Raw genomic sequence first — 23,718 nt, 5'->3', positions numbered from 1 at the left:
AAAGCAGGGGCTGCGCCCGTGCTTTTCGGCCCGCAGGGCCGGGTCCTTCAGGGGCGCGGGGAACTGCGCGCCCAGCCCCCACCGGGCCCGCAGCCAAACGGATCGGGACGGACGGGGTCTTAAGGGGCGCGGGGAACTGCGCGAGAAGACCCACCGGGCCCGCGCCCGACAACGAACCGCCCAACCCCCGGAGGGCCCGTCACCCGCGTGGCCCCCGCAGACACGCCTCCTCAGGGCACGCCCACCAGGATGCGGGCATGGGTATACGCATGCTCAGCCGCCGGACGGGTTCCGTGCAGGTATTCGCGGCCGACGCGAGCACCGTCCGCCTCCCCGGAAGCAACCCCGTCACCGCACACCTCGGCCCGCGCCCCGGCCCCGCCCGGCGTATCTGGGTCAGGTGGCTGCGCCACCCCCTCCGCCCCGGTCAGCGGGAACCCGTACGCCCCCCGGCGCGCCCGCCCGCGTGATCGTCCGCGTGCCCTTCTGAACGACCCTCCGCAGGACCTTCCGTACGGCCTTCCGGGCGGCGGCGCTGGTCTCCAGGGGCATGATTTCCTGCCCGTTCCCCGGGCCGCCAGGCTCGCACCCCCGCCGCGTACAGGAGCAGTCCCGGCAGCAGGCCCGCGCCGATTCCGAAGCACAGGGTCGGGATGACCTCCCACGGCTTGGCCGTCGAGCCCCAGTGCGCCCACCAGCGCAGCAGCCGCTGTACCGCCCCCACTGTCGCGCAGCCGCCGATCACGGCGCAGGCGAGCCACCGGTCCCGTACCGACAGCGTCGGTACGCCCGTCGGCCTGTCCGCGCCGGTCCGCCGTAGCGCGTAGTAGACGAACCCCGCGATGACCACCGCGGCCAGGGCCGAACCGCCGTACTGCAGGTACCAGTACAGAGGTGAGCCGCGCAGTTCGCTGTCCAGGACGGGGAACAGCCGTACCCCCCACCGGTCGTGGTGGGTGAACGCGTCCCAGACGACATGGGTGAGGGCGCCGAAGGCGGCCGAGGCGTACCACCGGAGGAACAGGGACGGGGTCACCCGCGCGCGTGGGGTTCCGCAGCGCAGCAGGGTCGCCGTCGGGCCCTGCCGGGCGCGGGGCAGCAGGGCCACCAGGGGCTCGCGCAGGAACAGCCACAGGCCCACGAGCGCCCAGGCGACGGCCACGTCGATGGTGAAGACGCCGGGGAAGGAGTGGGTGAAGGTGCCGAACTCCATCGCCTCGGGCAGGACGCTCGCCGCGAAGTAGGTCAGGTCGGGGGAGAAGGAGCCGGTGACGAGTACCGCCGGTACCAGTCGGCCGCGTCCGGTTCCATCGGCGCGTACGGCGGGCAGTACGGCCGCCGCATGGCTGAGAGTGAACGGCAAGTGGGCTCCCTGGAGCGGATGTTGGTCAAGGGCGAACCGCCCCGGTGATCATCGGCGTCCAGTATGCGGGACGGCCGCACGCTGCGGCGGGCGGTGAATGGACGGTCGGAGAGGTGAATGAAATACCGCGTGCGGGCCACCCGGGCCTGCGGAACGCGACAGAATCACAGGTGGCCAATCGGTGAATAACGGGCACGAACGGGTGTCCGTGCAACGCAAGTTGTCGTAGGGTCGCCTGGGTCGGCCTGCTGGGGAGCATGGTCGAACACCGAAGCGCAATGAAGGCGTAACACGCGAACAAGGCGCGAAATCGGGCGAAATGGCCGGATTGCAAGGCTGACCGAGACTGCTCGGGGCTGGTCTGGATCGATCGGAACCGGGCAAAAATAGGCGGAACAGGGCGACTTGTCGCCCACGGGAGGGGTTCTCTGTATGGCGGCGTACATCGGCAGGAGGCTCCGCAAGGGAGCGGCGACCACCGCTGTGGCCGCGCTCGCGGTCGCGGCTCTGTCCGCGTCCCAGGCTCCGGGGGTGGTGGTCGACGACCAGGGCAGACAGACCGCCAGTGACTCCCAGCCCACGCCCGACGCGACGGCCGACGACAGCGCGAGCGCGACCGGCAACTCGCCGTACTACACGGACCTTCCGCCCCTGAACAGCCCGAACCCCAGTCCTAGCCCGTCGCAGTCGTCGACCATCGGCACGCCGGTGTCGCGCGGCGAGGCCGAGGCCGGCATTCCCGCGACCGTCCTCGACGCCTACAAGAAGGCCGAGGCGGCGCTGGGCACGGCCAAGCCCCAGTGCAACCTGCCCTGGCAGCTCCTCGCGGCCATCGGCAAGGTCGAGTCGGGCCAGGCCCGCGGTGGCCAGGTCGACGCGAACGGCACGACGACCAGCCCGATCCTCGGCCCGCAGCTCGACGGCAACGGCTTCGCGCTCATCCGGGACACCGACAACGGCGCGTACGACGGCAACAGCAGCTACGACAGCGCCGTCGGGCCCATGCAGTTCATCCCGTCCACCTGGGCGTGGGCCGGCCGCGACGGCAACGCCGACGGCAAGGAAGACCCCAACAACATCTACGACGCGGCCCTCGCCGCCGGCCACTACCTGTGCCGGTACGGCTGGGACCTGTCGACCCAGGCCGACCTGAACCGCGCGATCCTCAGCTACAACAACTCGACGGACTATCTGAACCTCGTGCTGTCGTGGCTGGAGTACTACCGCAAGGGCACCCACGAGGTCCCGGACGGCACGGGCACGGTGCCCGTCAACCGCAGCGACGGCAACTCCGGGTCGAGTTCCACGCCGTCGCAGAACACGACGACGCCGAGCACCGGTCCGAGCACGCCGGGGACGAGCACCCCGGCTCCGCCGAAGCCGGAGAAGCCCACCGCGCCGAGCCCGACCCCCGTGCCCACGCCCACCGACACGGTGCACCACCTGGAGGACGCGGGTACCGCCAAGCTCACCGCGACGGCGGGCGACACGTTCACCAAGAAGATCAGCACGCGCGCGGAGACCTTGGCCGGCAAGGCCGTCGGCAAGGTCAGGATCCGCTTCACGATCGTCGGCGACACCGACACCACCTTCACCGGCGGCGAGAGCGTCGCCACGGTCGTCACCAACAGCGTGGGAGTCGCGGTCGCACCCGCGCTCAAGGCGGGCGAGAAGACGGGCGACTTCACGGTCCGCGCGGTCGTCGTCGGCCGTACGGTCGGCGCCCTCGACTACTCGGCCACCGTCACCGCCCGCGCCGCCGACACCCTCGCCCGCACCGGCACCACCGCGCTCACCTGTGTGGCGGGCGGCGAGTTCGCCGACCAGGTCGAGGTGAAGGCGACGTACGACGGCGCCGTCGCGGACGGCGTCGCGGCCACCGCCACCCTGATCACCTCGGCGTCCGACGCGACCGTGAACGACAAGGGCCCCTACTTCAAGGACGCGGACGGCAACACGGTCCGCACCCTCACGGGCCTCGAGACGGACGCGAACGGCCTGCTCAAGCTGCCCAAGCTGTACGCGGACGACACCGCGGGCACCTTCCTGCTCCGCATCACCACCACCGGCGGCGCCACCCTGACGGTCGAACTGACCGTGACGGCGGCACCCACCCCCACGGAATCGACGACCCCGACGGAGTCGGCAAGCCCGTCGGCCTCCGCCTCCGCGAGCGCTTCCCCGAGCGCGTAAACAGTCGTACTCGGTTCGTTCCCGTTCGTTCGTACGCATTCATACGTACGAAAGCGGCACCCCGTTCATGGCGAGGGGTGCCGCTTTCGTGTGTGCGAGTTGTTCTCATCTCGGCCGCCCGTTGCTACGGTGCCCGACCTGACACCCCATCAGCTCAGCGTCGGCGCCGGGGAGGCCCCGTATGCGTGCCCTGATCGCCGCAGCGGCCGGTCTCGCCGCCGCGTTCGCGCTCGTCCTCACGATCACGGCAGTGGGCGCACCGACGGGGACGACGTCCCCGAAGCCGATGCTGACCACGGTTCCGTCACACCCGTAGCCGCCGTACCTCTCCGGGAGGGAGGCCGAGATGCGCCGCAAGGCCGGCCTGGTCCTGCTCGCCCTCGCCGTGTTCTTCGCGGCGCTGTCCCCGCTGCTGCGCTGGTACGCCTTCCCGCGCCTCGCCAAGGTCCCGGCGAACCAGTACCAGGACATGGTGCTGGAGGCGAAGGACGCGACCCTGCTCGACTACGACTCGTTCACGGCCAAGAAGGTCTCCAAGGTCACCATCGTGCAGACCCTCAAGGGCAACGTCGAGGCCTCGGAAGCGATCGAGCGGACGGCGGGACGGGACGTGGTCGTCTGGGACGGCCTCTCCTATGTCCAGGGGCCCGACGGGAAGATGGTCTCGAAGATCCCCGAGCGCTACATCTTCGACGCGCACACCCAGGAACCGGTCCACGCCACCGGCGAGATGGTCGACGGCGACCCGGTGAAACGGGAGGGCATCGAGTTCAAGTGGCCCTTCCTGGTGGAGAAGCGGGACTACGAGTACTTCGACGCACAGGCGCGCGTGACGGCACCCATCCACTACAAGGGGACGCGGGACTTCCGCGGTGTCTCGGTCTACTACTTCGAACAGACCATCCCCTGGACGAAGGTTCCGTTCCCCAGGTCCATGCCGGTCAAGGGCATCACGCCCGAGGACGTCGCCGCGACCGGCACGACCCGCTGGTACACCACGGTCCGCAAGTTCTGGGTGGAGCCGGTCACCGGGGCGCCCGTCTACGGCGAGGAGATCCACCAGGAGGAACTGCGCGGAGGCACCCTCCTAGGGGGGCGCGAAAAGGTGACGGCCTTCGCCGGGCACGTGAAAATGCGCGAGGACTACATCAGGTCGACCGTCGACCTGGTCAAGTCCCAGCGCACACTCGTCCTCCTGATGACGTCGTACCTGCCCTGGGGCTTCCTCTCCCTGGGCGTGCTCCTGCTGGCCCTCGCCCTCTACCTGGAGGCACGCGGCCGCAGGCCGGCCGACCCCGCCCCCACGAAGACCTCCACGCCCGAGCCGGTCACCGCCTGAGCCGCGCGTTCGTGTGCCGGGTCGGCTCGGCGGTCGCCGGGTCCTCGGGCCACGGATGCTTCGGATACCGCCCGCGCAACTCCGCACGCACACCCTTGTAGCCGTCCTGCCAGAAGGAGGCGAGGTCGGCGGTGACGGCGGCGGGCCGCCCGGCGGGCGACAGCAGATGAACGACAACCGGCACCCCGGCCACGACGGGCGACTCCCGCAGCCCGAACATCTCCTGCAACTTCACGGCGAGCACGGGCCGTTCGGGATCGGAGTAGTCGACCCGGATCCTGGACCCGCTCGGCACCCCCAACCGCTCGGGCGCCAACTCGTCGAGCCGCCCGGCCTCCCCGGAAGCCCAAGGCAACAACCGATTGAGCGCCTGCCCGGCCTCGATCCGCCCCAGATCGGCCCGCCGCCGAGCCCGGCTCAGCTCGGGCTCCAACCACTCGTCCACGCGCGCGTGGAGGGCGTTTTCGGAGACGTCGGGCCATGGATCACCCAGATGCAGCCGAAGAAAGGCGAGCCGCTGGCGCAGCACTTCAGCGTCCGCGGACCACCGCAACAGCCCGAGCCCGTCCTGCCGCAACCCCTCAACAAGGGCCTCGCGTACGAGAACGGCGTCGGGGTTCCGCAGCGGACGCACCGCCAACTCCACCGCCCCGAGCCGCTCGACCCGCCGGGCCACGACATCCCCGTCGGCCCAGTGGACCTCCTCGCCCGTGGAGTACAGGGCACCGGCCGCCGACCGAGCGGTGTCCTCGTCGATGCCAACGGCAAGCCGCACACGAGCGTGCCCGGCCCCCACCGGCCGATCCGCCACAGCCACCGCGACCCAGGGTGCACCCCGCAACACCGAACCCTCACCGACCTCCGCCCGGGTACCGGACACCATCAGATACGACCCCCCTTGAGCCCTGGCAACCCGCTCAGGAAAGGCAAGCGCGACAACCAGCCCGACGGCCCGGTCGTCGCCGAGGGCGGGGGTGGGTTCGTGGGATGCGGTGTCGCCCCCGCCGGGGAGCGGACGGCGGCCCGTGCGGGTGTCGTCGCCGCGTCGGGCCGCCGCGCGGTCGCCGTCGGTGGTGGGTGCGGGTTCGTGGCGTGCGGCATCCGGTGCCGCCGACCGCAACCGACGAGCCTCCGTGCGCCAGCGGGTCGCGTACGTGTCGTTGCCGCGGCGGGCCGTGCGCCAGGCTGTCGTGAGGTCGTCGCCGTACTCGCGTGGTGGCTCCTCGCTCAGTAGGGCGACCACTTCGGCGGCTCGGGCCGCGCCCACCTCGGGGGCCGCGTCCAGGAGGGCGCGGGCCAGTCGGGGGTGCAGGCCGAGGTGGGACATGCGGGTGCCCCGGTCCGTGGCGCGGCCGGTGGCGTCCACCGCGCCGATCGCCGTCAGTACAGACCGCGCCGCCGCCATCGCACCGCCCGGCGGCGGGTCCAGCAGGGCCAGCCCGGAGGCGTCAGGATCGCCCCAGCAGGCCGCCTGGAGGGCGAACGCCGTCAGGTCGGCCACCTTGATCTCCGGCGACGGAAAACGCGTCAGACGGGCATCCTCGGCCTCCGCCCAGCAGCGGTACACCGCTCCCGGCGCCTCACGGCCGGCCCGCCCCGCCCGCTGCCGCCCGGCCGCCTGCGAGGCCCGTACCGTCGTCAGCGCGCTCAGCCCGCGCGCGTGGTCCACCCTCGGCTCCCGCGCCAGCCCCGAGTCCACGACCACCCGCACCCCCGGAACCGTCAGCGACGACTCCGCCACGGACGTCGCCAGCACCACCCTGCGGCCCGCCCCGCCCGACAGCACCGCGTCCTGGACCGTTGCCGGCGCCCGCCCGTGTACTTGGAGCACCTCCACCGCGGACCCGAGATCCCGCAACTGGCCCGCCACGCGCGCGATCTCCCCGACTCCGGGCAGGAAACACAGCACGTCGCCCGCCCGCTCGGCCAGCGCCCGCCGCACCACCGACGCCACATGCGTCAGCAGCGCCGGGTCGACACGCATCCCGTGCGGCGGCCGTACGGGACGTACCGGCGGCGCCCACACCACCTCCACGGGATACGACACCCCGGCCGCCTCGACCACCGGCGCGCCGCCCAGCAGCTCCGCCCAGCCCTCGGCGTCGGTTGTCGCCGACGCCGCCAGCAGCCGCAGTTCGGGGCGCAGCGCCGCCCGTACGTCGACCAGGAACGCGGCCGTCGTGTCCGCGTCCAGGTGTCGTTCGTGGCACTCGTCGAGCACGACCACGTCGACGCCGGGCAACTCCTGGTCCCGCTGGAGCCGTTGCAGCAGCACACCGGTGGTGACGACCTCCACGCGCGTGTGCCGCCCGACCACCCGCTCCCCGCGCACGGTGTAGCCGACACTCGCGCCGACCTGTTCGCCCAGCAGCCACGCCATCCGCCGGGCCGCCGCCCGCGCGGCGATGCGCCTCGGCTCGGCGACCACGACCCGCCGCACCGGCCGGCCGGCCTCCAGCAGCCCCGCCAGAGCCAGTGGGACCAGCGTCGTCTTGCCGGTGCCGGGCGGCGCCACGAGCACGGCGGTGCCGTGCGCATCGAGCGCCTCGGCCAGGCCGGGCAGGGCACCGCGTACGGGCAGGACGTCCAGGGCGTCGTAACGGATCACGCCCCCAGTGTCGTACGTCCATGAAAAACGCCCTCCACGCGTGCGTGGAGGGCGTTTTCCCAAGCAGGTTCTCAAGCCGGCCTTCTCAGTCGCGCTCGCAGACGAAGATCGCCGTCCCCGGGATGAGGTTGCCGCGCAGCGGGGACCAGCCGCCCCATTCGGACGTGTTCCAGGCCGGCCACTCCGGCTCGACCAGGTCCACCAGACGGAAACCGCCCGCCACGACGTCCCGGACGCGGTCGCCGACCGTCCTGTGGTGCTCGACGTACACCGCGCTGCCGTCGTCGTCCTGCTCGACGTACGGCGTGCGGTCGAAGTACGAACCCGAGACGGACAGGCCCTCGGGGCCGGGCTCGTCCGGGAACGCCCAGCGCAGCGGGTGCGTCACCGAGAAGACGAAGCGCCCGCCCGGCCGCAGCACCCGGCGCACCTCGCGCAGCACCAGCACCGGATCGGCGACGAAGGGCATCGCCCCGTACGCCGAGCACACCAGGTCGAAGGAGCCGTCCGCGAAGGGCAGGGCCCCCGCGTCCGCCTCCACCAGAGGGATGCCGCCGCCTATCCGCAGGGCGTGCTGGAGCTGGCGGTGGGAGAGGTCCAGGGCCACCGGACGGGCGCCCTGGGCGGCCAGCCAGCGGGAGCACTGGGCCGCGCCGGCGCCGATCTCCAGGACGTCCTTGCCCTTGAGGTCCTCGGCGGGACCGAGCAGCTCGGCCTCCACCTCGTCGAGGCCCTCGGGGCACCAGACGAAACGGTCGTCGCCGAGGAAGGTGCCGTGCTCGTTCTGGTAGTCGTCCGCGTTCCGGTCCCACCAGCCCCGGTTGGCCCGGGAGCTTTCCGTGACTCCGGCGGCACGCCGGGTGGCCTCGGGCTCGGACGATTCGGGCTCTTGGATGATCGGCTCCCTCGTATTAGTCTGCGGGTCTTCCGTCCGACCTGTTCCGGTGGTCGTCACGAATGGGGCGTCTACGCGCCCGCGTGGCCTCCTGGGACACGTCTTGTGCCGGGTATGCGGCGATCCGCCCCGGGTGTGCGCCTTCGCGCATTGACCCTGCTCGGCTGCCCCCGTATGCTACAAGTTGCGCTGCGGGCCTGCGCACCTCAGACGTAGCAGGTTGCGCTCGCATCTGTATGTATGTCCCCTCGGTTGTCGAGGCGCCACCGGACCTCTCGGTCCTGGTGTGGCGCTTCCTTGGCTGTCCGGCCTTCTGCAGAGCGAAACGGGCTCCCGGCGTAAGCAGTACCTACGACTCACTGTCCGTACCGGAGCCCTTTCCCACATGACGAGCAGCACCGAGACCACCTCTACCACTCCGCAGGTAGCGGTCAACGACATCGGTAACGAGGAAGCCTTCCTCGCCGCGATCGACGAGACGATCAAGTACTTCAACGACGGCGACATCGTCGACGGCGTCATCGTGAAGGTCGACCGGGACGAGGTCCTGCTCGACATCGGTTACAAGACCGAAGGTGTCATCCCGAGCCGCGAGCTCTCGATCAAGCACGACGTCGACCCGAACGAGGTCGTCAAGGTCGGCGACGAGATCGAAGCCCTTGTTCTCCAGAAGGAGGACAAGGAAGGCCGCCTGATCCTCTCGAAGAAGCGCGCCCAGTACGAGCGCGCCTGGGGCACCATCGAGAAGATCAAGGAAGAGGACGGCATCGTCACCGGCACCGTCATCGAGGTCGTCAAGGGTGGACTCATCCTCGACATCGGCCTCCGTGGCTTCCTGCCGGCCTCCCTCGTCGAGATGCGCCGTGTCCGCGACCTCCAGCCCTACGTGGGCAAGGAGCTCGAGGCGAAGATCATCGAGCTGGACAAGAACCGCAACAACGTGGTCCTGTCCCGCCGCGCCTGGCTCGAGCAGACCCAGTCCGAGGTGCGCCAGACGTTCCTCACGACCCTGCAGAAGGGTCAGGTCCGCTCCGGCGTGGTCTCCTCGATCGTCAACTTCGGTGCCTTCGTGGACCTGGGTGGCGTCGACGGTCTCGTGCACGTCTCCGAGCTGTCCTGGAAGCACATCGACCACCCCTCCGAGGTTGTCGAGGTCGGCCAGGAAGTCACCGTCGAGGTCCTCGACGTCGACATGGACCGTGAGCGCGTCTCCCTGTCGCTGAAGGCGACGCAGGAAGACCCGTGGCAGCAGTTCGCCCGGACCCACCAGATCGGTCAGGTCGTCCCGGGTAAGGTCACGAAGCTCGTTCCGTTCGGTGCGTTCGTCCGCGTGGACGAGGGCATCGAGGGTCTGGTCCACATCTCCGAGCTGGCCGAGCGCCACGTGGAGATCCCGGAGCAGGTCGTCCAGGTCAACGACGAGATCTTCGTCAAGGTCATCGACATCGACCTCGAGCGCCGCCGCATCAGCCTCTCGCTGAAGCAGGCCAACGAGTCCTTCGGTGCCGACCCGGCCTCGGTCGAGTTCGACCCGACGCTGTACGGCATGGCCGCGTCGTACGACGACCAGGGCAACTACATCTACCCCGAGGGCTTCGACCCCGAGACCAACGACTGGCTCGAGGGCTTCGAGGCTCAGCGCGAGGTGTGGGAGAACCAGTACGCCGAGGCGCAGCAGCGCTTCGAGCAGCACCAGGCTCAGGTCATCAAGTCCCGCGAGGCGGACGCCCAGGCCGAGGCCGAGGGTGTCACCACCCCGGGTGCGGCTCCGGCGGCCTCCGGTGGCGGCGGCGGTTCGTACTCCTCGGAGTCGGACGACACGTCGGGCGCCCTGGCGTCGGACGAGGCGCTTGCGGCTCTGCGCGAGAAGCTGGCTGGTGGTCAGAGCTGACGCTCGCCTCTGAAGCTGAGGCTTAGTCGGTAGCTGAGGGGCCGTACCTTTCGAGGTGCGGCCCCTCAGTCGTTTTGGGGCTGGGGGTTGTCGTTCGGGTGCGGAGCCGTTGTGGCTTGTCGCGCAGTTCCCCGCGCCCCTAGGGGGTTGTCGTTGCCGTTTTTGCAGAAACTTGTGGGATACACGAGTAACTGACGGGTCGTAACGGCTCGTTGGGAGGCTTCCTCGGTCATTCGTGGTCGGGAAAAGGGGAGCCGAAGACATGACGCAGCTTCAGAACGGTTCTGGTGGTAGTCGCCGAGCGTTTTTGCGCAATGTGGGTCTCAGCGGGGGCGCCGGGGCGATGTTCGCCACGATGGGAGCTCTTGGGCTCGCGCCCACCGCGCAGGCCGCCCAGCGTGAGCAGTCCTTTCAGGCGCTCAGGCCCGGTGACTTCGCGCTCACCGGGCGCGCCGCCGCCAAGGTCGTCATCGTGGGCGGTGGTATCGCGGGGCTGGCCGCCGCGTACGAACTGGGCAAGGCCGGCTACGACTGTACGGTCCTGGAGGCCAGGGACCGTACCGGTGGGCGCAACTTCACCGTCCGGGGCGGTGACTCGACCACCGACCTGTACGGTCACCGGCAGACGGCCCGGTTCGCCGACGGCCACTACATGAACGCCGGGCCAGCCCGCCTCCCGCAGTGGATGGTCACCCTCGACTACTGCCGCGAACTCGGCGTCCCCGTGGAGGTGTTCACCAACGTCAACGCGGACGCCTACCTCTACAACGAGTCGGCCGGCATGACAGCGCCGGTGCGCTACCGCACCGCCAAGGCCGATGTGTACGGCTACGTCTCGGAGTTGCTCGCCAAGGCCACCGACAAGGGCGCCCTGGACGAGGAGTTGACGGCTGCCGACCGGGAGCGGCTCGTGGAGTTCCTCAAGGACTACGGGGAACTCGGCGACACCCTGAAGTACGAGGGCGGCGAGCGCCGCGGATACACGACCGTGCCGGGGGCGGCGGGCACCCCCGGTGTGCTGCTGGGTGACGTCCCGACCGCCTCCGAGGTGTTCGCCAGCGGGGTCGGGCGCTACTTCTCCTTCGAGTTCGGCTTCGACCAGGCCATGCTGATGTTCCAGCCGGTGGGCGGCATGGACCAGATTCCCAAGGCGCTCACCAGGGCGATCGGCGCCCACCGTGTCCGTACCGGAGCGGTCGTCTCGGACATCACCGACACCGGGAGCGGTGTTTCCGTCACCTACACCCAGGGCAGCCGTACGAGGGTGGTCAACGCCGACTACTGCATCGGTGCCCTGCCGCCGAACATCCTTGCGAAGATCCCGCACAACCTCGGCTCCGGAGTGCAGTCCGCCCTGGAGGCGATCACCCCGTCGTCCGCCGCCAAGATCGGCCTGGAGTACCGGTCCCGCTGGTGGGAGCTGGACCACCGGATCTACGGTGGCATCACCGAGACCGACCAGGACGTCGCGCACATCTGGCACCCGTCGTACGGCTTCCACGGGGAGCGAGGCATCGTCATCGGCTACTACAACTACAGCGCCAACGCGGACTCGTACGCGCGACTCACGCCCAAGGAACGCGAGAAGCGGGCCGTGGCCGTCGGCGTGAAGATCTACGGCGACAAGTACCGCACCGAACTGGCGTCCTCCTTCTCCCACCACTGGCGTCAGACGCCCCATCTGGAGGCCGCCTGGCACTCCACCCCCGGCGGGCCCGACGACGCCCGCTACAAGCCGCTCAACGAGCCCACCGGGCGCGTGTACTTCGCCGGTGACTGGCTCAGCTACACCGACGCCTGGCAGCACGGCGCGTTCACGTCCGCACGCAAGGCCGTGACCGCGCTCCACGCGCGCGTGCTGTCCTCCTGACGCACCGCGCGCGTGTCGTGGAGGGGTAAGTCGTACCTGTGAGCGGGGTGCGGGCGGGAATGCCCGCGCCCCGTGCCACGTTGTGCAGTACGAACACAAGGAGGAGCGGTCACTGTGCTTGATCCGCAGGGTTTGTACGCATGGGAGCCGAAGGGCCTGGCTGTCGTCGACATGGCGTTGGCGCAGGAGTCGGCCGGTCTTGTCATGCTCTACCACTTCGACGGATACATCGACGCGGGCGAGACCGGCGACCAGATCGTCGACCGGCTGCTCGACACACTGCCCCACCAGGTGGTGGCCCGCTTCGACCACGACCGGCTCGTCGACTACCGCGCGCGCCGCCCGTTGCTGACGTTCAAGCGCGACCGCTGGACCGACTACGAGGTGCCCACGCTCGATGTGCGGCTCGTCCAGGACGCCACCGGGGCGCCCTTCCTGCTGCTCTCCGGACCCGAGCCGGACGTCGAGTGGGAGCGCTTCGCCGCGGCCGTCCAGCAGATCGTCGAGCGCCTCGGCGTCCGGCTGTCCGTGAACTTCCACGGCATCCCCATGGGCGTCCCGCACACCCGCCCCGTGGGCCTCACCCCGCACGGCAACCGCAACGAGCTGGTGCCGGGCCATCGCAGCCCCTTCGAGGAGGCGCAGGTCCCCGGCAGCGCCGAGTCGCTCGTCGAGTACCGCCTCATGGAGGCCGGCCACGACGTCCTGGGCGTCGCCGCGCACGTCCCGCACTACATCGCCCGCTCCCCATACCCGGACGCCGCCCTGACCGTCCTGGAGGCCATCACGGCGGCCACCGGCCTGGTCCTGCCCGGCATCGCGCACACGCTGCGCACGGACGCCCACCGCACCCAGACGGAGATCGACCGCCAGATCCAGGAGGGCGACGAGGATCTTGTGGCCCTCGTCCAGGGTCTCGAGCACCAGTACGACGCGGCCGCGGGCGCCGAGAGCCGGGGCAACATGCTCGCCGAGCCGGTCGACATTCCGTCCGCCGACGAGATCGGGCTGGAGTTCGAGCGCTTCCTCGCGGAGCGGGAGGGCGAGGGCTGAGCCTTCACCGGTGCCCTGTCGGAGCCGCTGTCAGTGGCAGGCCCTAAGCTGCCGGGCATGCTGACAGTGGGCCTGACCGGCGGCATCGGGGCCGGCAAGAGCGAGGTGTCGCGGCTGCTCGTCGCGCGGGGCGCCGTACTGATCGACGCGGACCGCATCGCGCGCGAGGTCGTCGCGCCGGGAACCGAGGGCCTCGCGGCGGTCGTCGACGCCTTCGGCACGGAGGTGCTCGCCGAGGACGGCGGCCTGGACCGGCCCAAGCTGGGCTCGATCGTCTTCGCCGACCCCGAGAAGCTCGCCCTGCTGAACTCGATCGTGCACCCCTTGGTGGGCGCCCGCTCCCGCGCCCTCGAAGCCGCCGCGACCGAGGACGACGTCGTGATCCACGACGTACCGCTGCTCGCCGAGAACGGCCTCAAGTCGCTGTACGACCTGGTGATCGTCGTCGACGCGAGCCCCGAGACCCAGCTCGACCGGCTGATCCGGCTGCGCGGCATGACGGAACACGACGCACGCGCGCGGATGGCCGCCCAGGCCACCCGCGAGAAACGCCTGGAGATCGCGGACGTCGTCATCGACAACGACGTACCCCTGGCAGAGCTGGAACGGCGCGTAACGGACGTATGGGCCGATCTCGTACGCAGAGCGCGGGCGTCCCAGGAATAGCGTTGCCGTGTCCGGGCGTTGAACCGCCGTAGTGAGGGAAGGACTCAGCCGTGCCCGAGACCAGCGGATGGACCGGACGAACTCCGGAGACGCATGTCATCGACTTCCGCGCGGCAGAGCGACTGCTCGCCGCGCGTGATCCCCGTGGCGCGGTGAAACTGCTCGACCCCGTGATCGCCGCCCACCCCGAGAACACGGCCGCCCGGCTGCTGCGCGCGCGTGCGTTCTTCGCCGCCGCCCAACTGCGCCCCGCCGAGCTGGAGTTCACGATCGTCCTGGAGCGCGAGCCGGACAACGCGTTCGCGCACTACGCGCTCGCCCGCACCTACGAGCGCCAGCGCCGCCCGGAGCAGGCCAAGCGCCACTTCCGGCTGGCGGCGGCGCTCGACCCGAACCCGCGCTATCTGGAAGCGGCACGCTTCGACGATTCGCCGTCCTGAGGGTCCGCGCGCGGGTGTGGGTTCACGGGCCGCGCTGTTCCGGCGGCCGGTACGGCGGGATGTCGGGGCCCGGCTGGTAGTGCGGGCCCTGGCGGATGTGCCGGAGGATCACGGCCAGGTCGACCGTGACCACCAGCCACAGGACACCGCAGGCAGCCGCCCACCCGGGGCGCCCGGCGAGCACGAACGCGACCGTCCCCACGATCGCCCAGACCAGCCCCCACACGCTCAGCCAGAGACGCGCCCGCAGAGCACTGCGCGCTGTCATCGGCTCACTGCCTGTACGCATCAGGACCACACCGTTCCTTCCTGCAACGTACTCTTCGGTCCGGACGTTCACCAAGGGCCGTCGGACGAGCCGCCGGCCGCCGAAAACGACCGGGGGAACCACACCGTGCTGCCGGACGCCGACGACCTTCCCGAAACCCTGCTCGACCTGGCCGTACCCCATGAGGACATCAACGAACTGATCGCACTGCGACGCCCGTTGACCCACGACTCCGGCGCGATGCGGCTCCTGGGAGAGTGCGTCGAAGGGCTGGTGCGGGACATGGGAGAGATCGGCGGAGCGGCGCCCTGGCCCGGCGAGCGGATCGCTGAGCAACTCGGCGGGCAGGCGGACAAAGGGGCGGACGGGCGGGCGAGTGGGGAGCCGGGGGCCCTGGAGCGGTACTTCGCCGTGTACGTGTTCCTCGCGGCGCTTCCGTACGTACGCGCCCACCACCACGCGCTCGGGGTGCAGCCCGAGGTGTCCCGCCGTACGCTCGCCGACCTCGGGCGCCACATGGCGGTGTACCGCAGGAGGCACGGCCGGGGCGGCCTGCAGGCGCCGTGGTGGATCTCGCTGCACTTCCACGGGGAGCTGTTCCAGCTGGGGCGGCTGCAGTTCCAGCGGGCGCGGGTGGGGGAGCGGACGGCGGAGCTGCTCGCCGGCGCCGGTCTGGCCACTGACGCGGACGCGATGTGTCTCAGCGTGCACATCCCCGACTTCCACGGGCCGCTGTCCCCGGCCGCCTGCGACCGGTCCCTGGCGCTGGCCCTGGACTTCTTCGCACGGCACTTTCCGGGGGAGCGGTACACGGCGGGGGTCTGTCACTCCTGGCTGCTGGATCCACAGTTGAAGCGGTATCTGGGGGCGGATTCCAACATCGTCCGCTTCCAGGAACGCTTCCGGATCGCGGGGGAGGCGGGCGAGCCGGCCGACACCGAACCTGTCCAGTTCGTGTTCGGGAATCCCGACCTGCCGGTGGCCGACCTGCCCCGGCGGACCACGGTGGAGCGGGCCGTCGGGGACCATCTGCGGGCGGGCGGCCACTGGTACATCGGGCATGGATGGTTCCCGCTGCCGACGATGTGACTCGAACGAGTGAACAGTCGGGGAGCGGGAACGGCCGTGCGGACGTGGGCCGTTGTGCAGGCATGAAGATGGAAATGCGAGAAGGATACGAAGGCACCGGCCCCGGCGCGATCACTCCGGACGGCTGCGCGGTCGAGCTCTACTCACGGCTGCCGATCGGGGGCGAGCCGGACATCATCGCCGCGGCGGTGCCCGCGGGCGCGCACATCCTGGAGCTGGGCAGCGGCGTCGGACGCATGACCCACCCGCTCCTGGAGCGTGGTTTCACGGTCACGGCGGTGGACGAGTCGGCCGAGATGCTGGAACGCGTCCGGGGAGCACGCACGATATGCGGCCCGATCGAGGACTTAGACCTGGGCGAGAAGTTCGACGTGGTCATGCTGGCGTCCTTCCTCGTGCACGCCGGGGACGCCGAGGTACGGCGAGGGCTGCTCCGCACCTGCGTCCGCCATGTCGCGGAGGGCGGCCATGTGCTGATCCAGCGCGAGGGCGCGGACTACCACACGAACCTGCCGCGCGAGCGGGTCGATCCGAGCGGGTTCACCTTGCGGATGGTGTCGTCGGAGCCGGTCGGGGACGGCGTCAACTCGGTGCGCGCGGAGTACGAGTTCCCGGACGCCGTATGGACACAGACCTTCCTGGCCAGGCCGTTGACCCGAGAACAGTTCGAAGAGGCTCTGGAGGAAGCGGGGTTGAGCGTCGACCGGTATCTGACGGAGGACGGGATCTGGGTGAGGGCGGTGAGTGGGTGAGGGTTGGTGAATGAGTGAGGGGCGGTGAATGGGTGAGAGCGGTGAATGGGTAGGGAGAGCGTGTAGCGAACCGGGACACGTGGGCGAGGGGGCTCCGAGGGATGAGCGGCACAGTGGTGGCGGTCAGCAGCAACGGCGGGTATTCGTTCAGCAAACCGAACCGGGACAGCGTCAGACTGCTCACCGGGCTCGGTGTGGAGGGCGACGTGCACGCCGGGACGACCGTCAAGCATCGCTCGCGCATGGCGAAGGACCCCACGCGGCCGAATCTGCGCCAGGTCCACCTCATACACGAGGAGCTCTTCGCCGAGGTCGGTGCGGACGGGTTCGAGGTGGCGCCCGGAGAACTCGGCGAGAACATCACCACCCGGGGCATCGATCTGCTCGCACTGCCGGTCGGCACCCTGCTGCACATAGGCGACGACGTGGTGCTGACGGTGACCGGGCTGCGCAATCCCTGTCTGCAGATCGACAACTTCCAGGACGGGCTGCTGAAGCGGGTGGTCGGACGGGACGACGCCGGGAACGTCGTCCGCAAGGCCGGAATCATGAGCGTCGTGAAGGAGGGAGGCGAGGTGTGCCCCGGCGACCCGGTCAAGGTCGAGCTTCCCGGCGGACCGCACCAGGCTCTGGGACCCGTCTGAGAAGTCCCGCCGGACGGCGATGAGTTCCGGGCCGACGGTCGGTCTGTCTCCGTGACAGCAACGTGAACCGCTTCACACAGGAGACCTCCATGTCCGAGACCACCGCTCACGTCACGCCCATCGCGCCCGTCACCTCCGGCGCCTCCACCACCCACGTCACTCGCGCCGGATCCGGGTCCGCTCGCGGGCGGCGCGCCTGGATCGCACTGCGGGCGCTTCAGGTGGTGCTCGCCCTCTTCTACGGGTTCGCGAGCGCGCTGCCCAAGCTGATCGCGCACCCGTCGGCCGCCGAGTCCTTCGACAAGCTGGGCTGGGGCAGCGCGGGCATGTACACCATCGGGCTGCTCGAACTGGCCGGGGCGGTCGCGCTGTTGATCCCGGTGCTCCAGTCGGTGGCCGCGACGGCGCTGGGCGCGCTGATGGTGGGCGCGTTCGTCGTGCAGATCGCCGTCTTCGACGGGCAGTACGCGGCGACACCGCTGATCCTCATCCTGCCGCTCACCCTCATAGCCTGGGCCCGCCGAGGACACAACGCGGAGCTGCTGCGGCTGCTGCGGCGACGGGCGTGATCGGAGCTGCGTACTACGGCTGGGGCGGCGTCCGACCGGGTCGAGTGGACCTGGTCGGACGGCCGCTGAGGGCGGGCGGTGCCTACGGGGTGGCGTCGGGGCCGGTAGCGCCTGCCGGTCCGGATCCGGGTCCGGTGAGGCCTCGTAGGCGTTCCATGTCACGGCGGTCGCGCTTGGTCGGGCGGCCCGTGCCGCGGTCGCGGATGCCGGCCGGGGCGACGGCCTCGCGGGGGAGCGGCGGAGGACTGTTGTCGACGTAGCACTGGACGGCCACCGGGGCTCCGACCCGCTTGCGGATCAGGCGCTTCACCACGACGATCCGTTCCTGGCCGGCGTGGCGGAGGCGTACCTCGTCGCCGACGCGCACCGCGTACGCGGGCTTCACCCGATCGCCGTTGACGCGTACGTGGCCGCCCCGGCAGGCGGTCGCGCCCATGGAGCGGGTCTTGACGAGACGCACGGACCAGATCCAGCTGTCGATGCGGACGGTCTCGCCGCTCGCGGGACCGGCGGCGTCGGCCGCGGCCACTGCCGGGGAGGCGGGTGCCGGGTCGGTGGCGGTGCCGTCTTCGGTGGGCGCGCCGCCTTCGGTGTCCGGGTCCTCGGAAGCCCTGCCAGATGCCATGCCCCCGACTTTAGTACTTGGGGCTGGGTGGACCGGACGGGTTTTTGGGTCCTGTGGTCCGGTGCTCCGGGCCACCGCTCTACCGTGGACCCATGGACACCAGTGATCCGGCTGGGCCGACCGGACTGGCGGGGCTCGACGAGCGGGTCGCCGGATGCCGGCGCTGCCCTCGGCTGGTCGCCTGGCGGGAGGAGGTCGCCCGTACCAAGCGGGCCGGTTTCGCCGACTGGGACTACTGGGGGCGGCCGGTGCCCGGGTTCGGGCCGGCGGATGCCCGGCTGCTGGTCGTCGGGCTGGCACCCGCCGCCCACGGCGGGAACCGGACCGGGCGGATGTTCACCGGGGACCGCTCCGGAGATGTGCTGTACGCGGCACTGCACGAGGTGGGGCTGGCGTCGCAGGCCGGTTCGTCGAGCGTCGACGACGGGCTCGAACTGTACGGCGTACGCATCACCTCGCCCGTGCACTGCGCTCCGCCCGCCAACAAGCCGACGCCCGAGGAACGGGACGCGTGCCGGCCCTGGCTCGTGAGCGAACTGGAGCTGCTCCGGCCGACACTGCGGGCCGTGGTGGTCCTCGGGGCGTTCGGCTGGCAGGCCACGCTGCCCGCCCTCCACGCGGCCGGCTGGAGCGTGCCGCGTCCGCGCCCCGCCTTCGCGCACGGGGCGCGGGTCACGCTCGGCAGGGGGCTGCGGCTCTTCGGCTGCTTCCACGTCAGCCAGCGCAACACCTTCACCGGCCGTCTCACACCCGAGATGCTCCGGGGTGTGCTGCGGGACGCGGCGAGCGCCGCCGGCCTCCCTCACCAGTGAAAATTGGCGTGACCGGATCGGCCCGCGCCCGTTACGTTGCCCCGATGGGCCCGTATCCGGAGATCGAACCGTACGACCACGGCATGCTCGATGTCGGGGACGGCAACCGCGTCCACTGGGAGGTCTGCGGGATTCCGCGGGGCAAGCCGGCGGTGATGCTGCACGGCGGGCCGGGGTCGGGGGCGAACCCGAACTTCCGGCGGTACTTCGATCCGGCCGCGTACCGGATCGTGCTGCTCGACCAGCGTGGGTGCGGGCGTTCGACACCGCACGCGAGCGCGTACGACACCGACATGAGCGTCAACACGACGGGCCACATCATGGCCGACCTGGAGCTGCTGCGGCGGCACCTGGGGATCGAGCGGTGGCTGGTGTGGGGCGTGTCGTGGGGATCGGTCCTCGGGCTGCGGTACGCGCAGACGCACCCGGAGGCCGTCACCGAGCTGGTGCTCACCGCGGTCGCGACCGGTTCCGACGCCGAAGTGGCCCTGCTGACCAGGGGATTGGGGAACCTGTTCCCCGAGGCGTTCGAGAAGTTCCGTGCCGGGGTGCCCGAGGGCGAGCGGGACGGGAACCTGGCCGCCGCCTACAACCGGCTGCTGGAGTCGCCCGACCCCGAGGTGCGGGCACGCGCCGCGCGGGCGTGGACCGACTGGGAGACGGCCATGGCGCCGGCCCCGCCCCGCTCGATACCCCGTTACGAGGACCCGGTGTTCCGCATGGGCTTCGCCCGGACCGTCACCCACTACTGGGGTCACGACCACTTCCTGGGCGAGGGGAACGAGGGCGCGGAGGGAGTCGTACTGCGTGACGTGCACCGGCTCAAGAACATCCCCGGCACCCTCGTCCAGGGCAGCCTCGACCCCGGGAATCTGCTCGGCACGGTGTGGCGGCTCCATCACGCCTGGCCCGGCAGCGAGTTGATCATCGTCGACGAGGTCGGGCACAACGCGGGAGCGCCGGGCATGGTGGACGAGCTGGTCGCGGCGACGGACCGGTACGCCGTGCGCCGCTGAGCGCCGACCGCTGGGCCTACTACCGTCGGCGGGCTCGGTCGCGCTCGCCCGCCGACTGTACGAACTGGAGTTCCAGTGTGGGCGGGGGAGGGGCGACGCCCGGGCCGCCCGCCTTCGCCCAGCCGAGTATCTCGTCGGTGCAGTCGTCGCCCATCGACCAGCCGATCCAGACGGCCTTGCCGCCACGCCTGCGGCCCTCGCCCGACGGCTGTACGACGATGATGTTCGCCTGGTCGCAGGGGCCGAGGCAGTCCGACGTACGGACCGCGAGGCGTCCGGCGGAGGCGGCGGCCGCCGTGCGCAGCCGGTCCAGCTGCCAGTCGTGGTCGTAGCCGGGGTACTTGCGCGGGTCGCCGCAGCAGCAGCCACGGCAGACGATCAGCGTGCAGGGGCGGGTGCGGGCGGCGCCGATCACCGTACGGGCGGTCACAGGTCGCCCTCCGTTCCGAAGAGGTGCCTCACCGTCGAGTGGTGGTTGGCCTGGACGTGGGTCAGGGCGTGCGCGCGGGCCCGCGCCGGGTCGCCGGATGCGATCGCCTCGTACAACTCGCGGTGTTCGGTGAGGAGTTGGGGCCACTCCTCGTTGCGGCGGGTGAGCCAGCGCAGTCGGCCGTCGACCGGTTCCATGACCGAGATGAGCAGGCTGTTGCCGGCCGTGGCCAGGATGCGGTCGTGGAAGCGGGTGTTGATGTCGGTGATCGTCTCCGCGTCGCCCGCCGCGGTCGCCGCTGCGGCCCGGTCGAGGAGTTCGGCCAGTTCCGCCAGGTCGGCCGGGGTCGCGCGGGACGCGGCGAGGCCGGACGCGTAGACCTCCAACGCCTCGCGCAGTTCGAAGAGTTCATCCACGTCGGTCGGGGTGAGACGGCGTACGACCGTGCGGCGCGGGGTCTCGAAGAGGACGAAGCCCTCGGCGACCAGGGCCCTGATCGCCTCACGGACGGGGACCCGGGACACCCCGAAGCGCTCGGCCAGTTCGCGTTCGACCAGCCGGTCGCCGGGGCCTAGGCGGCCCGCGATGATCTCCTCCCGCAGAGCCGCCAGGACACGCTCGCGCACCGCTCCGAGCGGTTCGATCTTCGTCATGGGCCCATCTTCGCCGACCCGGGCGTGTTTTACGGAGCCGTAACGGAGCGGACATCGGACCGGACTCTTGACGGGGAGACCATGACGGCAGTTTGGTATACCAAACTTCACGAGCCTCTAGTCCTCATCCCCGCTCCCTCGCCCATGGAGGACCCCGTGTCCCTCGCCGACCGTGCCGAAGCCACCGGTACCCCAGCCTTCGTCCCCGATCCCCGGCTCACCAACGAAGACCTCGCGCCCGCGGGCAAGCGCAACTGGAAGGTCTTCGACCTCTTCGCGATGTGGATGTCCGACGTCCACAACCTCGGCAACTACACGTTCGCGGCGGGCCTGCTGGTCCTCGGTATGAACGTCTGGCAGATCTTCACCTCGCTGCTCGTCGGCTTCGTGATCATCTACGTCGGCATGAACTGGATGGGGAAGATCGGCCAGCGGCACGGCGTTCCGTTCCCCGTCGTCAGCCGGATCAGCTTCGGCGTCTGGGGCGCCAACATCCCGGCGCTCATCAGGGCCGTCATCGCCATCATGTGGTACGGCATCCAGACCTATCTGGCCTCCGTCGCCGTCAACGTCATGCTGCTCGCGGCCTGGCCGGGCCTCGAGTCCTGGACGCACAGCTCGTTCCTCGGGCTCGACGCGCTCGGCTGGCTGTCCTTCGTCTCGCTGTGGCTGGTCCAGGCGCTGATCATCAGTCAGGGCATGGAGTCCGTACGGAAGTTCCAGGACTTCTGCGGTCCGGCGATCTGGCTGGTCATGATCGCGCTCGCCGTCTGGATCCTCTCCAAGGCCGGCTGGACCATCTCGCTCACGTCCACCCCGAACCCGGTCTCCGTCGGCGAGCAGTGGCGGCAGTGGTTCGGCGCGATCGGGCTGATCCTTGCCACGTACGGCACGCTGATGCTCAACTTCTGCGACTTCTCCCGCTTCGCGCCCGACTACAGGACCGTCAAGCGCGGAAACTTCTGGGGCCTGCCCTTCAACTCGACCGCCTTCGTGATCGTCTCGGTCATCGTCACGGCCGGCTCGATCGAGGTGTTCGGCGAGGCCATCACCGACCCGGCGGAACTGGTCGCCAAGGTCGGCAACACGTGGGTGCTGGTCCTGGCGGCCCTGACCTTCGCCATCGCCACCATGGGCGTCAACATCGTCGCCAACTTCGTCTCACCCGCGTACGACCTGGCCAACGTCTGGCCGCAGAAGATCACCTTCAAGGTCGGCGGCATGATCAGCACGGTGGCCGCGCTGGTGGTGACCCCGTGGAACCTCTTCTCCAACCCCACGGTCGTCCAGTACTTCCTCGGCGGCCTCGGCGCCTTCCTGGGACCGCTGTTCGGCGTGATCATGCTCGACTACTTCTGGGTCAAGAAGGGGCGAATCGACGTCGACGAACTCTTCGACGCCCGGCCCGGATCCCGCTACTACTACCGCAAGGGCGTCAACCCCAAGGCCCTGTGGGCCTTCCTGCCCGCGGCCGGCGTCGCGGCGGTACTCGCCCTGGTGAAGGACTTCAGCGACGTGGCCCCGTACTCGTGGTTCATCGGTACGGCGCTGGCGGCGGGGCTGTACGCGCTCCTGTGCCGCGACGAGCGGGCCGAGTCCGCAGCCGCCGAATCGCCGTCTGCTTCTGCTTCCGCTTCTGTGGAGGGCTGAGCGTGCGGATCGTCGTCACCAACTGCAACACGACGCAGGGGATGACCGAGGAGATCGTACGAGGTGCCCGGGCCGCCGCAGGCCCGGGCACCAGCGTGCTCGGGCTCACCCCCGGGTGGGGTCCCGAGTCGGCGGAGGGCTGGCTCGACAGCTACCTCTCGGCCGCTGCCGTCCTCGACACCCTGCGGACGTACGACGGCCCGTACGACGCTGTCGTCATGGCCGGGTTCGGCGAGCACGGGCGCGAAGGCGTACGGGAGTTGGTGGACGTACCCGTCGTCGACATCACCGAGGCCGCCGCGCACCTCGCGTGTCTGCTGGGGCGGCGGTACGGGGTCGTCACCACGCTCGAACGGTCGTGCGGCCAGATCGAGGACAGCCTCGACACCGCCGGCGTCGGCCGGAACTGCGCCGCCGTGGTCGGCACCGGGCTCGGTGTCCTGGACCTCGGCGACGACAGGCGGACCGAGGAGGCGTTCGTCACGGCGGCCGAGCGGGCGGTGGCGGCAGGGGCCGAGGTGCTGGTCCTGGGCTGCGCCGGGATGACCGGACTGCAGCGGGCGGTGGGCGAGAAGCTGGGGCTGCCGGTGGTCGACGGGGTGGGTGCGGCGGTCAAGCTGGCGGAGTCGCTGGTCACGCTGGGGCTGACGACGAGCCGGGCGGGGAGCTATGCGAAGCCGTTGCCGAAGCGGCGGGGGTGGGGGCGGGCGGGGGAGTGAGGGCGGGCTCGTGGGGGTGCCGCGCGTGCCGGGGCGCTGGTGGAGTGAGGGTGCGGTGTGGGGTTCTCGCTCCCGCCGCCCCTACCCGTCCCATCCTGTTCCTGGGGGCTGCGCCCCCAGACCCCCCTTGTCGCGCTGAACGCGCTCGTCCTCAAACGCCGGACGGGCTGGAT

At 70.5% G+C, this 23,718-nt stretch carries 23 protein-coding genes; 16 read left to right on the top strand and 7 right to left on the bottom strand.

Going from position 1 to position 23,718, the window contains the following annotated elements:
- Positions 1-427: 427 nt before the first annotated feature.
- On the bottom strand, positions 428-1,363 hold the full coding sequence (locus ACWCRB_RS39745; protein WP_451000715.1) for a DUF4184 family protein: 936 nt from the start codon (positions 1,361-1,363) through the stop codon (positions 428-430).
- 432 nt (positions 1,364-1,795) lie between these two features.
- Between ACWCRB_RS39745 and ACWCRB_RS39740 the strand changes: the two genes are divergently transcribed.
- The 3 genes from ACWCRB_RS39740 to ACWCRB_RS39730 all read left to right on the top strand — a co-directional run bounded on the left by ACWCRB_RS39740 (position 1,796) and on the right by ACWCRB_RS39730 (position 4,895).
- Positions 1,796-3,556: a lytic transglycosylase domain-containing protein gene (locus ACWCRB_RS39740; RefSeq protein WP_451000714.1), complete on the top strand. Its 1,761-nt coding sequence runs from the start codon at positions 1,796-1,798 to the stop codon at positions 3,554-3,556.
- A gap of 181 nt (positions 3,557-3,737) precedes the next feature.
- Positions 3,738-3,872 (top strand): SPW_0924 family protein, encoded by a 135-nt coding sequence (locus ACWCRB_RS39735; RefSeq protein WP_389350064.1) that lies wholly within the window; start codon positions 3,738-3,740, stop codon positions 3,870-3,872.
- 30 nt (positions 3,873-3,902) lie between these two features.
- Positions 3,903-4,895, top strand: coding sequence for a DUF3068 domain-containing protein (locus tag ACWCRB_RS39730; protein WP_451000713.1), 993 nt, complete (start codon positions 3,903-3,905; stop codon positions 4,893-4,895).
- Here the strand turns inward: ACWCRB_RS39730 and ACWCRB_RS39725 are convergent.
- Both ACWCRB_RS39725 and ACWCRB_RS39720 read right to left on the bottom strand, forming a co-directional pair.
- Positions 4,885-7,503: an ATP-dependent RNA helicase gene (locus tag ACWCRB_RS39725; protein ID WP_451000712.1), complete on the bottom strand. Its 2,619-nt coding sequence runs from the start codon at positions 7,501-7,503 to the stop codon at positions 4,885-4,887. The two genes, ACWCRB_RS39730 and ACWCRB_RS39725, sit on opposite strands and share 11 nt — an antisense overlap.
- An 85-nt stretch (positions 7,504-7,588) precedes the next feature.
- Positions 7,589-8,458 (bottom strand): class I SAM-dependent methyltransferase, encoded by an 870-nt coding sequence (locus tag ACWCRB_RS39720; RefSeq protein ID WP_451000711.1) that lies wholly within the window; start codon positions 8,456-8,458, stop codon positions 7,589-7,591.
- Positions 8,459-8,783: 325 nt separating this feature from the next.
- Here ACWCRB_RS39720 and rpsA point away from each other — a divergent pair, with 325 nt between their 5' ends.
- The 5 genes from rpsA to ACWCRB_RS39695 all read left to right on the top strand — a co-directional run bounded on the left by rpsA (position 8,784) and on the right by ACWCRB_RS39695 (position 14,318).
- Positions 8,784-10,289: a 30S ribosomal protein S1 gene (rpsA, locus tag ACWCRB_RS39715; protein ID WP_451000710.1), complete on the top strand. Its 1,506-nt coding sequence runs from the start codon at positions 8,784-8,786 to the stop codon at positions 10,287-10,289.
- 262 nt (positions 10,290-10,551) lie between these two features.
- A complete protein-coding gene (locus tag ACWCRB_RS39710; RefSeq protein ID WP_451000709.1) occupies positions 10,552-12,159 on the top strand; it encodes a flavin monoamine oxidase family protein in 1,608 nt (535 codons plus the stop codon).
- Positions 12,160-12,273: 114 nt separating this feature from the next.
- Complete coding sequence (locus ACWCRB_RS39705) at positions 12,274-13,212, top strand: PAC2 family protein (protein ID WP_369033644.1); 939 nt, start codon at positions 12,274-12,276, stop codon at positions 13,210-13,212.
- Positions 13,213-13,269: 57 nt separating this feature from the next.
- Complete coding sequence (gene coaE, locus ACWCRB_RS39700; RefSeq protein WP_451000708.1) at positions 13,270-13,878, top strand: dephospho-CoA kinase; 609 nt, start codon at positions 13,270-13,272, stop codon at positions 13,876-13,878.
- Between the two features lie 50 nt (positions 13,879-13,928).
- Positions 13,929-14,318: a tetratricopeptide repeat protein gene (locus ACWCRB_RS39695; RefSeq protein WP_369033646.1), complete on the top strand. Its 390-nt coding sequence runs from the start codon at positions 13,929-13,931 to the stop codon at positions 14,316-14,318.
- 22 nt (positions 14,319-14,340) lie between these two features.
- Here ACWCRB_RS39695 and ACWCRB_RS39690 read toward each other — a convergent pair whose 3' ends face one another.
- Positions 14,341-14,607: a DUF6343 family protein gene (locus ACWCRB_RS39690; protein ID WP_451000707.1), complete on the bottom strand. Its 267-nt coding sequence runs from the start codon at positions 14,605-14,607 to the stop codon at positions 14,341-14,343.
- A gap of 105 nt (positions 14,608-14,712) precedes the next feature.
- On the opposite strand from ACWCRB_RS39690, the gene ACWCRB_RS39685 reads away from it, so the two are divergent.
- The 4 genes from ACWCRB_RS39685 to ACWCRB_RS39670 all read left to right on the top strand — a co-directional run bounded on the left by ACWCRB_RS39685 (position 14,713) and on the right by ACWCRB_RS39670 (position 17,640).
- Positions 14,713-15,675 (top strand): acyltransferase domain-containing protein, encoded by a 963-nt coding sequence (locus ACWCRB_RS39685; RefSeq protein WP_451000706.1) that lies wholly within the window; start codon positions 14,713-14,715, stop codon positions 15,673-15,675.
- A gap of 74 nt (positions 15,676-15,749) precedes the next feature.
- Positions 15,750-16,427, top strand: coding sequence for a class I SAM-dependent methyltransferase (locus ACWCRB_RS39680; protein WP_451000705.1), 678 nt, complete (start codon positions 15,750-15,752; stop codon positions 16,425-16,427).
- A gap of 101 nt (positions 16,428-16,528) precedes the next feature.
- Positions 16,529-17,071, top strand: coding sequence for an MOSC domain-containing protein (locus tag ACWCRB_RS39675; RefSeq protein WP_451000704.1), 543 nt, complete (start codon positions 16,529-16,531; stop codon positions 17,069-17,071).
- 89 nt (positions 17,072-17,160) lie between these two features.
- A complete protein-coding gene (locus tag ACWCRB_RS39670) occupies positions 17,161-17,640 on the top strand; it encodes a DoxX family protein (protein WP_451000703.1) in 480 nt (159 codons plus the stop codon).
- Positions 17,641-17,722: 82 nt separating this feature from the next.
- Here the strand turns inward: ACWCRB_RS39670 and ACWCRB_RS39665 are convergent, their stop codons facing one another.
- Positions 17,723-18,265 carry an RNA-binding S4 domain-containing protein gene (locus ACWCRB_RS39665; RefSeq protein ID WP_451000702.1) on the bottom strand — a complete coding sequence of 181 codons (543 nt, stop codon included), beginning with the start codon at positions 18,263-18,265 and terminating at the stop codon, positions 17,723-17,725.
- A gap of 92 nt (positions 18,266-18,357) precedes the next feature.
- Between ACWCRB_RS39665 and ACWCRB_RS39660 the strand changes: the two genes are divergently transcribed.
- Positions 18,358-19,077 carry a uracil-DNA glycosylase gene (locus ACWCRB_RS39660; protein WP_451000701.1) on the top strand — a complete coding sequence of 240 codons (720 nt, stop codon included), beginning with the start codon at positions 18,358-18,360 and terminating at the stop codon, positions 19,075-19,077.
- Between the two features lie 44 nt (positions 19,078-19,121).
- Entirely contained in the window at positions 19,122-20,093 is a 972-nt protein-coding gene (gene pip, locus ACWCRB_RS39655) for a prolyl aminopeptidase (RefSeq protein WP_451000700.1), read from the top strand.
- A 19-nt stretch (positions 20,094-20,112) separates the two neighbouring features.
- Here the strand turns inward: pip and ACWCRB_RS39650 are convergent, their stop codons facing one another.
- Together ACWCRB_RS39650 and ACWCRB_RS39645 are read right to left on the bottom strand one after the other, a co-directional pair.
- Complete coding sequence (locus ACWCRB_RS39650) at positions 20,113-20,523, bottom strand: (2Fe-2S) ferredoxin domain-containing protein (RefSeq protein WP_451000699.1); 411 nt, start codon at positions 20,521-20,523, stop codon at positions 20,113-20,115.
- Positions 20,520-21,176, bottom strand: coding sequence for a GntR family transcriptional regulator (locus ACWCRB_RS39645; protein WP_451000698.1), 657 nt, complete (start codon positions 21,174-21,176; stop codon positions 20,520-20,522). Before ACWCRB_RS39645 ends, ACWCRB_RS39650 begins: the two co-directional genes overlap by 4 nt.
- Before the next feature lie 156 nt (positions 21,177-21,332).
- Here ACWCRB_RS39645 and ACWCRB_RS39640 point away from each other — a divergent pair, with 156 nt between their 5' ends.
- Together ACWCRB_RS39640 and ACWCRB_RS39635 are read left to right on the top strand one after the other, a co-directional pair.
- A complete protein-coding gene (locus ACWCRB_RS39640) occupies positions 21,333-22,826 on the top strand; it encodes an NCS1 family nucleobase:cation symporter-1 (RefSeq protein ID WP_451000697.1) in 1,494 nt (497 codons plus the stop codon).
- 2 nt (positions 22,827-22,828) lie between these two features.
- Complete coding sequence (locus ACWCRB_RS39635; RefSeq protein WP_451000696.1) at positions 22,829-23,545, top strand: aspartate/glutamate racemase family protein; 717 nt, start codon at positions 22,829-22,831, stop codon at positions 23,543-23,545.
- Positions 23,546-23,718 lie beyond the last annotated feature (173 nt).

This window comes from Streptomyces sp. NPDC002156, assembly GCF_053593675.1.
Note: the sequence above shows the minus strand (reverse complement) of the source record. Positions and strands in the feature narration are given on the sequence as shown.

Coding starts and splice junctions, on each gene's coding strand:
- ACWCRB_RS39740 (WP_451000714.1), top strand. CDS start 1,796: ATGGCGGCGTACATCGGCAGGAGGCTCCGCAAGGGAGCGGCGACCACC.
- ACWCRB_RS39735 (WP_389350064.1), top strand. CDS start 3,738: ATGCGTGCCCTGATCGCCGCAGCGGCCGGTCTCGCCGCCGCGTTCGCG.
- ACWCRB_RS39730 (WP_451000713.1), top strand. CDS start 3,903: ATGCGCCGCAAGGCCGGCCTGGTCCTGCTCGCCCTCGCCGTGTTCTTC.
- rpsA (WP_451000710.1), top strand. CDS start 8,784: ATGACGAGCAGCACCGAGACCACCTCTACCACTCCGCAGGTAGCGGTC.
- ACWCRB_RS39710 (WP_451000709.1), top strand. CDS start 10,552: ATGACGCAGCTTCAGAACGGTTCTGGTGGTAGTCGCCGAGCGTTTTTG.
- coaE (WP_451000708.1), top strand. CDS start 13,270: ATGCTGACAGTGGGCCTGACCGGCGGCATCGGGGCCGGCAAGAGCGAG.
- ACWCRB_RS39690 (WP_451000707.1), bottom strand. CDS start 14,607: ATGCGTACAGGCAGTGAGCCGATGACAGCGCGCAGTGCTCTGCGGGCG.
- ACWCRB_RS39680 (WP_451000705.1), top strand. CDS start 15,750: ATGCGAGAAGGATACGAAGGCACCGGCCCCGGCGCGATCACTCCGGAC.
- ACWCRB_RS39675 (WP_451000704.1), top strand. CDS start 16,529: ATGAGCGGCACAGTGGTGGCGGTCAGCAGCAACGGCGGGTATTCGTTC.
- ACWCRB_RS39670 (WP_451000703.1), top strand. CDS start 17,161: ATGTCCGAGACCACCGCTCACGTCACGCCCATCGCGCCCGTCACCTCC.
- ACWCRB_RS39665 (WP_451000702.1), bottom strand. CDS start 18,265: ATGGCATCTGGCAGGGCTTCCGAGGACCCGGACACCGAAGGCGGCGCG.
- ACWCRB_RS39660 (WP_451000701.1), top strand. CDS start 18,358: ATGGACACCAGTGATCCGGCTGGGCCGACCGGACTGGCGGGGCTCGAC.
- pip (WP_451000700.1), top strand. CDS start 19,122: ATGGGCCCGTATCCGGAGATCGAACCGTACGACCACGGCATGCTCGAT.
- ACWCRB_RS39645 (WP_451000698.1), bottom strand. CDS start 21,176: ATGACGAAGATCGAACCGCTCGGAGCGGTGCGCGAGCGTGTCCTGGCG.